Below are 794 nucleotides of genomic sequence, written 5' to 3' on the forward strand. Positions count from 1 at the left end.
GCCCCGACCAACCTCGGCACCCGTGCCGGCGAATTCACCCAGCAGTCCCTGTGCGATCGGCTGCAAGGCGGCGAACCGGTTGCCCGTCTTGACCGCATGGATCCCGACGCAGCAGGCGTCGCAATGATCAACCGCCGAGAACACCCAGACCCAGCCGTCATCCACGGTCTCGATGCGCACGCCGTCGGTGCCCCACATTTCGTTCGGGCGGCTCGTCGTGATCGTGCCGTCGTGCAGAGACGACTTACCCTGAGGCCGACGATGCGGCGACAGCAAAGCGTTCTCCCGCATCAGCCGCAGCACGCGGGTGCGCGAGACGCGGATGTCGCGCAGGATACGCAACCGCGCCCATACCTTGCGGTGCCCCTCGCCGATAAACGGCGAGGCCGCCAGATCAGCCCGCATGGCATTCAGAAGGTCGGCGTCGGGCATCCTTGGCTTCGGGCCGCGCCGCTGTGCCACGAGTGGCACCACGTTACTCGACTCGCGCGCACGAGCGGCATAGATCGTCGAACGCGGGAATCCGAGCACCCGACAGACTCGCTCCAGCCCTAAGGCTTGCCGATGCCAGCGGAGATCGTTCGGCTCATTTCGACGACCTCCGGTTGACCAAGGGGTGTCGGGCCTGCCGTTCCTTGCGCAGCAGTTCGTCTTCCATGACCAGCTCGCCAATGCGCCGGGTCGCATCGCCAAGCTTTGCCTCCAGCGGATCGTTCCCGCGCTCCTTGAGGCCAGCATCGATACCGGCCAAGGCACGCTCGCGCCATTCTTCGAGCCGGTATATCGGTACCGAA

2 protein-coding genes are annotated in these 794 nt (G+C 65.7%); both read right to left on the minus strand.

The window, feature by feature from the left end; translation table 11 throughout:
- A partial coding sequence (locus AWB68_RS48715; RefSeq protein ID WP_160110210.1) for an IS3 family transposase occupies window positions 1-432 on the minus strand: 432 nt, incomplete at its 3' end.
- 154 nt (window positions 433-586) lie between these two features.
- Window positions 587-794: hypothetical protein (locus AWB68_RS48720; protein ID WP_235028895.1), on the minus strand; the 208-nt coding region annotated here is incomplete at its 5' end.

It is taken from the genome of Caballeronia choica (assembly GCF_001544535.1).
GTDB lineage: Bacteria > Pseudomonadota > Gammaproteobacteria > Burkholderiales > Burkholderiaceae > Caballeronia > Caballeronia choica.